The organism is Photorhabdus africana (assembly GCF_035181445.1).
Lineage (GTDB): Bacteria > Pseudomonadota > Gammaproteobacteria > Enterobacterales > Enterobacteriaceae > Photorhabdus > Photorhabdus laumondii.
In genome coordinates this window covers 24,136-34,481 of record NZ_JAXBVE010000048.1, presented here as the reverse complement: position 1 = coordinate 34,481, position 10,346 = coordinate 24,136, and the positions used below count along the sequence as shown (strand labels likewise).

At 46.2% G+C, this 10,346-nt stretch carries 1 protein-coding gene; it reads right to left on the bottom strand.

Annotated features, from left to right (window positions below; translation table 11 throughout):
• Nucleotides 1-9,747: MARTX multifunctional-autoprocessing repeats-in-toxin holotoxin RtxA (gene rtxA / locus SLS51_RS19755; RefSeq protein ID WP_323840304.1), on the bottom strand; the 9,747-nt coding region annotated here is incomplete at its 3' end.
• Between the last annotated feature and the right edge of the window lie 599 nt (nucleotides 9,748-10,346).

Sequence of the window (10,346 nt, the reverse complement as noted above, 5' to 3'; positions counted from 1 at the left end):
CCAGTTGAAGTTATAGTTCCCCAACGAGATATGGATATCGCCATCATCATGCAAATGACCGCTGTTACGCAGGAAATCAAATGTTTTCTGCTTCATATTGAGCAGATCCGCGGTGAGATTCTCTTTCAAATTGGTCACGAGTGACTTCATCTCTTCTTGTTTATCTTTGTTGAATATCATCGCAAACAGTTTAGGTAAATTCAGCGAATTAAAGCCCAATGCCCGCTCTGGTTTGTTATTAGTCTGACTACTCCCACTGTTGATGACGTCCGGCACACTTTCTTCCCGATTTTCATCAGCTTTCAGCCCATGGCTGACAAGAAATGATTCAATACCATCGGTACTCATATCGACGTGCTGTTTCAACCCCTCAATCCATTTATCCGAATCAGCAAAGACACGGAGTTGATCCCCCCCAAACTGCTTAACCATTTCCAGCATCTCTCGCAAAATCGCCGTGCCATCAACCGGCTCGCCAGTACGGGCAACAATCTGCCCTTCCGGCGTGTAATCCACACCAAAAATATCCGCTAGCGTGGTCTCTGCATTCACACCGGCTAACCGACCCAGCAGCTTATTTTTAAGCTGACGCGGTAAGTCCTGGGGCTTGTAGGTAAAGGTTGTCTTCGCCATACCCGTTGTTGAATATTGCTGCGTCATCAGGCCAAACAACGAACCCAGGTTGGTATCCAGAATCGATTGAATATGGTCACCGAACATAAAATTCCAGCTACCGGTTGTGACCTGAATGTCCGCCCCTCGACCACCTACTGCAAAATTGAAAATCAGTTTCTCATTGGCCTCACGGAATTTATCCGCACGGCTCATTTTACTAGTATCAATATCATTGCCGTTATCACTTAACCATTGGTGGTATTTTTTATTCAATGCTGTTTCTGTGTCACTTTTCAAACCCCGGCTACTGCGTTCGTGCTGTGCATCCAGATCAACCAACGTATTGTAATCCACACCGCTGGTCTGGTCTAAACCAGACATGTCCCGCATAAATTTTTTCGCGCCCGATAATGTCCATTGCTGATCCTGCTCCTCTAACCAGTTCCGCTCTTCACCGGAACCTGCAATAGACTTTAGTACACCGGTAATACGCGCAGTGTTATCAAATGGATTAACCAACGGTGGCGTAGGGATGGATTTATCCATCATGACAATCAGGTCATTACTGCGCCCCTGGTTGAAGCTGATGTTACGAGTACCAATAAACACCTGCGCCCCTTCAAGCGCCTGATAACCAGCAATATCGATACTGTGTTTACTGTCCCCCTCCCCAATGTGCGCCATCACATTGTTGTCACCAAAAGCCAGCGACTTAAAGCCGCCCGTACCCACTTTGATACCGACGTTCGAGGTTCCCCAGTTGATCGCGGTAAATTCACCATCACCCACGTTTACCTGTATATTCCCGGCGTAACTCAGCGGCTTATCCGATTGAGGATTTGAACCGGTTTCTATCCTGTTTTTGCGCTTCCTTGGCGCGATGAAAACATCATGGTTATCCGCAATTGCCCCTCTGGTTACTGAATCAGCTTCCGTGTACCCCACTCGGGCAAGGTTGATATCGCTTTCCGCCACCCCACAACGCTCCTCCTTCTCTGTTGTAGTCGTGAGTTCTCCCTCTTCATCCCAGCACAACACCAGTTTGTTATCGTCCAATCTGTTAACCCACTGATAATTTTTATCGCGGGTAAATTTACGGCCTGTTGCATCAACGGCCACGTCACTTCGACGGGCTGAAACCTCGCTACGGATACCCTGTTTATCTAAGGCGGTAATAAAACGGTAGGCAAAACCATTCTGCTTATCCTCACTTATCAGTGAACAACCCACGACGCTGATACGCTCAGGTTTACCTGCCTGCTCAAAGTCCTGACTGAACTGTTTTAGTTTGATTGCCAATTCATCAGCACTGTAACCACTCAGGCGAGTGTTATTTTGTGCCGATTCGTCACGGCCATGCCCCACAATCTGCCAACGCAACTTGCCTGATAATCCGGCAGGGTCACCATCAATGACATGATATTTGCCATCCGCAGCCAGTTTAACCACTACACTGGAATCCGGGTGTTTACCCGCCAGATTGATCGCGGCTTTTGCGACAATCGGGTCATCTTCCATCTGAATAATGATCTGACCATCAAAACGGGTCCCACGATTGTCACTCTTTTGCTGCGAGCTCTTCACCCCATCCCGACTTTTATCTTCTTTAAAACCGTACAGTTCGTTAGTCACTGGGTTTAAAACGGTTTTATCCTGTGGCAAAGCACCATCATCTTCAATGAATACCGACTCTGACGCTCCATGTTTGCCTGGTAACATCTGTGATGCTTCCGCCGAAGAGTCGTTCCGTTCTCTCTCAGGGGTATTTTTTCGATAAAGGTGCAGGGTTTTCTCAAATGCGCTATTTAATGCCTGATTTATCCATCGTTTTCCTTTATCTCCGGCGATATCCATCAGATCCATATAACTGGCGGTATAGTTTTGTAGTACTTGCCGACGTTCATCACCGGTCTCCTGCAATGCTTTGTAAACAACCAAACTCTCATTAACCGAATGGCCGCCATCAAACACCAGAAACGCCAACGTATTAAGGTATGCCTGTTCTTGCGGGAAAGTGGGATCTTGACTGGTAATATAGTTATTGAGGTGAACCATGATATTGGTCGAGCCAGATGCCCCTGACACCACAGAATGCCCTTGCGCCAGAGCGTTACGTTCAAGCACGGTTTCCTGTCCGGGCGTCAGCACACTGCCTGCCGCCACCTTTCTGCCATACAGGAAATCTTCATATTGATCACCGGATGGCTGGTAGGGCAGTGCAATGCCATACTCATTGGTTTGCTGTTGAATTAAATTCACTGTGTGGGTCACATCAGCATGATGAGTTAATGTATTACTGGTCGAACGCGCCTTGTAGATCTCCTCCCGATAGAAAATATCTGCTTCCGCCTTCCATTGCGATAAATGTGACCCCATACCACCCGTGTTCGACATTTTTACCGCCAGAAACGGAATTTTGATCATTTCAAAGCCGTTATCCACTTTAGTCATCATGATCTTAAAGTTATCCAAGGTCGGTTTTTGCAGGAATGCGGTCAGTTCTGGCACCCGACTGAACCAAGGACGAATATCCTGTTTAATTTTTTCGGCAAAAGCTTGCATCCTGCAAGCAATCTGTGCATCGCGAATGGTTGAGCCAACTGTACTTTGTATATACAACTCAAACTCCTGCACCAGAAACTGACCTATCCGTCTGGAGGCGGCTATCGCATCCGGTGACGCGGTTTTCACCAATGTATGCGCCAACTCAGAATCAAAACGACGGCCAAATAAGTTGTCAATATATTGGGTGGTCGATTTTTTTCTGTGAGCGTCAGCCTGTAATGACAATACCAAAACCTGTAACTCAGGGTATGCCTGTAACTGGCTGGCAGCATCATTAAATAACTTGATAGTTTCCTTCGAGGTGACTTGCCCGGTAAGCCAGAGCTCCCTAACCCGTTCAATCAAAGACTCCGCTTCCGGGATATTCGCGGCTTCCAACCGGCTCATAAAAGCAATCAGGCTTTCACTCTCGGTCTTAGGCGCTTCCCGTTCAGCGGCTGAATTCGTTCGGGTCAAGGGGGTAATTTTCCACTCAATAAGATGATTAATTTCGTCTTGGGTGACATTTCCTTTCAAACCGACAACACGTCCGGTTCCATCAAAGATGACGCGTTGACTAAGTTGTTCAGCACGCTGAGGCGACACGGCAATCCCAAGCACCCCTACGGATTCGGCTCTCCAAGCTTGCAAGTGCTCAATCATCTGATCCATCTTAAAATGTATTAAGTTCACTTGATTGGCGCATGGAGCAAATTCCTTTGGGCTACGCTGTTGCCAGTCAGCTATCGCCTGTTTAAGCTGCAATACATGCTCTTCATCGAAATGGCTCATCGTTTTATAGAAAATATCACGTACAGCAGTCAGCGCTTGACTCAGCGGCTTTTTCTGCCCTAATGTTCGCTCATTAGCATTAGGGTTGATAAACAGTTTACTGCCCTCTTTCAATAAATTAAATTTTGCACTTTCAAATATAGCGGAATTTTCCTGCTCTACCCTGGCATCATTTCCCAACGATTCCAGATTAATGCCTGAAATCCGCGGTACTTTTCTGACAAGCTCACCTGAGCCGCTCAACGTTGGCATCACCCTATCGTCAGGTTGTCCTTCGGCAAATTTTGAAGCAGTTAAAGCGCCGGTATTTTCCACGCGAATACCAGCATTTATCTGTAGATGATCAACCGCTTGTTTAGCCCCTTCTAGTGCTTGTAGCTTCTCTTCGGTCAATCCCCTGTAGAATCTTCTGTTAATGTCCGGCATGAATTCGGAAGCAATATGGCTACCGGTTTCCCCCGCGCCTGTCGATTCGTAGGCTTTGCCCGATAAACCGCTCCCCCCGGCACCGATACGATCAGGATCAGGTCTGAAATCGCTCTGTTTTGCTGCGTTGACATCGATTTGTACTTGAGCAATCTGACTTTCAGCCACCGCAATATCACGTTTACCCCGATCTTCCGCCTCCTGACAGGCGATATTTGCGTCATTTTCCGCTTCCCTAGCCTGCTGTTGCTGCAATAATGCCTCTTCTTTCCTTAACGCTGCTTTTTCCTGAGCTGCTGCAATATCCTGTTTTGCACTGGCATGGTGCTGCTCACTTTGTGCTACGCCTGCTTCTGATTCTTCAACCGCTTTTTTGACTTGTTGTTGGTTATCCGTAATAGCCTGTCGGGCATCAGCTAATCTTTTCTGTGCAATAGATTTGGTGTCATTCAACTCATTTTGAACATGATTCAAGAACTCGGCAGCAAACTGATTGCGCCACTGATTACCTGATTGGCCGCTGTAATCAGCATGGTCATCAAGCACTTTCAAACCTTGCGTCATGGAAACCAGTTTATCAGTCTCTGCCTGCGCTTCTGCTTCTATCGCATTCCGCTGCGTCAGCCCATTTTGGCTAAGTGCTTGCTGATCCGTTAATTCTAATTGGGATTGTAATTTTTCAATCGCTGCCAGTTGTTTCTCTTTTTCCTGTTCCAACAGTTGGCGATCTTCTTCCGCTTTTTCTCTATCGCTTAACGCACTTTGCGCCGCTTCATCCTGTTTCGCATATTCGGTAATAATATTGGCTTGTTGTGAACTCTCTGATTTTGCAACAACGTTATCCAGAACATAGCCTACGCCATCATCCACACCGGTTCCTTTAAACTCAATGCGGTTACTGCCGACTGTTGCTGTCAGCGCCAGTGTTTTATTTTGCCATTTCGTGGCGTCGCCAAAAGTCGAGAATACAAGTTTGCCGTTCCAGATAACGTCCATACCATTGTCGGCTGAATAAGTATCGGGACGGTTGGCAAAATCAAAACTCAGTGAAATCACTTCTCCCTCAGAACGGTCTTGTAGATCCTGGTAAATTGTGGTGTTTTTATCAGTATCAAGTTCACTGACGCGCTCTCCATGACCGGTATCATCAAGACCATAAACACCCGCAGGACTATGTGCCTCTATACTTTGTATACTATGAGTTGACTGCCAACCCAACTTACCTTGCTCAAAATCACCATTGATGATCAGATTAGCTTCCTGTTCCGAATCATCGCTTTCATTAATATTCAATGAATGATGAATATTTTCGAGCTCAGGCGTTTTGACCGCGGTGACAGAACCAAGCAAACGATTGCTCAAATCTGAACTTACTGGCGCAATTATATCCATCTGGCAGCCATCAATAGCAGAAACTTCCGCTAAATTGATCGCACCTCTGCCTTTATGAGTGCCCGACGTGTTAGCTTCCTCCCCCTGCACCAGATAGTTGATCGCCTGACTGCCCATCACACCGAACACAGTTTGTTTGATATTGTCGAAGAAAGAGGCCAGTTTATTGCTTTCCGTATTACTCTCTGCAACCGCCAGGCTGTAAAAATCCCCCTCACCTATCTTAATCGCCAGATTATTGCGCGCATAAGCGGTATTAACCGCTAAACCCTGCCCCACCTGGACATTGGCGTTACTCTGGCCTTTCATGACCGCCACATTCAGGCCATTGCCCACTTTGGTATTGACGTTATATTTCCCCCACGCCACGTTAACCGAAATACCCTCACCCACATGAGTGTTAATGTTAGCGTCGCCATGCGCGGCGGTGACATTTAAACCATTGCCTATTGTCGTGGTCACGTTAGCTTTCCCTTTCGCCGACGTCACCTGCATACCGTCTCCCACTTTGGTGACAACATTGCCTTCGCTCCATAAGGCATTAAAGCTGTCTCCCTGACCTACCTGAGTGATTATGTTGGCCTGACCTTTCGCCAGCACCACATTACGCCCGTCACCGACTTTAGTGATAACGTTGGCTTTGCCCCAGGCGCCGGTGTAATCATCACCGTTACCCACATGGGTGATAATATTGGCATCCCCCTGAACCACCGTGACTTCCTGTCCCTTCCCCACTTTAGTTACGAAGTTGGCTTGACCTTTCGCAAAGGCGTAACAGTCGCCATTTCCCACTTGAGTCAGGGTATTCGCTTCCCCCCAAGACGCATTTACGCTGGTACCATTACCAATCTTCGTGATGATATTGGCTTTTCCTTTGGTTACCCCCACGGTCAAACCATCACCGACATGGGTCATCACGTTACCCACTTTGGAAATAAGCAGGCCGACTGTGGTACCGTCACCCACTTTGGTCAGAATATTGCCTTTGCCAGACAGGATACCGGCGGTTGCCGCGTCGCCGACATGCGTAATAATGTTCGCTTTCGCCGCGGCAACAACCCCCATAAAATCATTGCCCACCTTGGTGACGATATTGGCTTCACCCAGTGCTAACACGCCTGTTAAGCCATCCCCCACATGAGTCATTATATTGGCTTTACCAAACATGGCCGCCAGTGTTGTGCCATTACCCACTTTGGTCATCACGTTCAGTTCACCGGCAAACAAGCCAATACTCGTGCCATTACCCACATGGGTAAAAATATTCGCTTTCCCTATCATTAAGGCAGCGGTCTGGTCATGACCGACCTTGGTCAGCACATTGGCCCCGCCAATCAGGGCCGCAAAGGTATTGCCCTCCCCGATATGGGTAAAGAGATTCGCTTTGCCGATCATCGCCGCCAACGTCATGCCATCACCCACTTTCGTGGCGATATTGCCTTTTGCCAGCATCAGCGCAACACTGGTGCCATCCCCAATATGCGTAAACACATTGCCCGCCGCGACCATCAATGCCAGTGCATCACCGTCACCCACTTTGGTAAAGACATTCACTGCACCGCCCATTAGCGCCCAGGCATCCCCTTTGCCGATATGGGTAAACAAGTTGCCGGCGCCAATCAGAGCCGCAATCGCTGTCCCCTCTCCGACTTTGGTGAAGATATTGCCTGCCGCAGCCATCACACCCAGTGTCAAACCATCGCCGACATGGGTCAACACGTTGCCCATGCCGAACATGATGCCGGTCGTGTCACCCTTTCCGACTTTGGTCAAGATATTCGCACCACCCAGCATAACGCCCGTGGTACTGCCGTCCCCGATATGCGTAAGAACATTTGCCCCGCCGCCCATGACTGCCCACGCATGGCCTTTCCCTTTCTTGGTAAAAATGTTAGCGCCGCCCAACGCAATAACAGTGCTGTTGGCGGTTTCAGTCTCCTCACTGAGATGGCTGATAATATTGGCACCGCCAAGCATACCGGCAACCAGATCGCCCGCCCCAAGTTTAGTCAGTACGTTAGCGCCACCTAACAGTGCAGAGAAGATGCTCCCTTTTCCCGCCTGAGTGATGACGTTAAAACCGCCCTTCCCAGACCAGTTCCCATCACCATTACCTATCTGAGTATGCGTGTTATATCCGCCCAGCATCCGCACCCGGCTGCTGCCGTTGCCTTTGTGAATTGAGATATTGCCATAAGCCAGAAGATGAGCCAGGTATTGCCCATCCCCGATCCGCACAAGAACATTTGTCGCGCCACCAGCATCAACATCCATTTCCCCACTCTGGCCCCGGTGAACCAGAACATTAGCTAAGCCCGCGCCACGGAATGTCAGATCCCCTTTTTCACCCTTTTTTACAATCACGTTGGCGGTACCCGCGCCTTCAAAATACGTATTACCGAATGTTGAACTGTGCAGAATAACGTTCGCCGCCCCCGCTCCTGTGAAATTAATATCACCGTGCGTCACGTTCGACTTAATAACGTTTCCACCCCCTGCGCCGCTAAAATAAATATCACCAGAACTATGACCGCCACTCTTTGATGATTTAATAACATCTTGCTCAGAATAGCTTTTAAGATCAGTCAAACAATCAGTAATCTCATCTGTTACATTTAACTTATAGTGAAGCTCACTTAACGTATAATCAGCCATTATTAATCGATAACCATGAAGATAGGAAAAAGTTTCATCTGCTATGCGGCCAGTATAATCACCTTCTTTATACCAAGATCTTACAATATATTTCAGCCTCCCTGTTTCACTATCATTCGCCAGCTTAACCTCAACCACTTTGGTATAAGGATCCAGGAATATTGCATACACATAAGTATTCGGCTGCGTGTTTGATTTAACCGCAGAGACATCGATTTTCCGCCCATCAGAAGAAATCGCATCTCCGCCTATTTTGGCACGACCCAGTGTGACATCTTCCACTTTAACTTTGACACCAATCACCCAATCGTCGGTTAATAATACCTCTTCAACACCTTGTATCGGGGTTTCTTGTCCATATACCACATTAATATCGGCAACGGCAAAGAGATAAGTATCAGGCTCTACCGCGGATTTCACTGCTTTAACTTGCCGGGATTGTTGAATCCCGCATTCTTCCATTGTTGCTAATGTCATCACAATGTCTTTAGCCTGAGCAAATTCTATTTCATTTTTCACACCTACTCGGGTAATTTTGTTATAAGCTCCTGCACCAGCAAAATGAATATGACCGTAGGCAACATCAGAATAGAGTGTGTTATATCCCCCCGCACCTTCAAAAATAATATCACCCTGTGTTTGTCCATACCCATCTTCACTGTGGCGTATACGTCCAATGCGATTCGCTGCCCCCACACCACGCAAGATAATGTTACCCTCTCTACCTCTACGCACAATATGATTATCAGCACCAGCACCATGCAAAATAATGTCACCGCTTTCTATCCGCGAATTGATGCTATTTGCCACGCCTGCGCCATTAAATATCACATTTCCCTGTGAACCTTGATAACGGCTAAACCAAGTACGGTCAATTTTGTTAGCCGCTCCTGCACCGAAAAAATACAAATCGCCTTGGTGAGTTTCATGCCATAACTGATTGTATCCACCGGCCCCTTTAAAACGGGTATCACCAGACACCCCTTTACGAACCAGTTTGTTATAGCCGGCCGCACCCGAATAAGATAAATCCCCGGCTTCACCCAAATGGTCAATAAAAGCCGTCCCGGCGGCCCCCGCAAATGACAGGGCACCATTTCCTGTCTTACTAATGCCGGTATAACCTGAGACTCCCTTTACCTCAAGGTCACCATCTGTATGGTATACATCGACTTTAAATGTACCAATCGTAATATCATCATCTCCGCCATAAGCATAAACGTTACCACCAACCCCAATAGCAGTAATGCTATTACCGTCATTATCGTCGTAATATTCTCCTGAAAAGAAGAACTCTGCACTTCTATTTGATGATTTACCCATTAATAACTCTTTAATTTATCATTGATATTAAGCAAAAAACCATTGCATATAGCGGATAGAACCGTTATTTTTAATATTCAACTTTTACCTAAACAGTAAAATTTTCTTATTTTTTAATAACAAAAAATCAAATGAACCACCATTAAAATTACATCAAATATTGTTTACCCAAATTTATCAAACCTACTTTTTCTAAAAAGTAATTTATTAATATACCCTATGGATTTCAAGATGCATCGCGACGGCAAGGGAAAGAATCCCCGGGAGCATAGATAACTAACAGATATTTTTTCCGCGATAATATTGAAAATACAGAGAAGAGAAGAGAATAAAGTAACGACTAAGCTAAGATATAAAATTTCATCAATTACGATCAATTATTTTATTCCATTTCCATAAATAACCACGTAGATTATAATCATTAAAACAATATAAGTAAATGAGATAATAACATCCTACTTTTTAGTCAGAAAATAATAACGACAAATAAATAAAATTAATTAATGAAAATAAAATTAATTAATAAACACGATCATCGATCAGTGAACTATAATATAATGGATATCTATTATTCAGTAGTAAAAAAAGGCTCACCGATT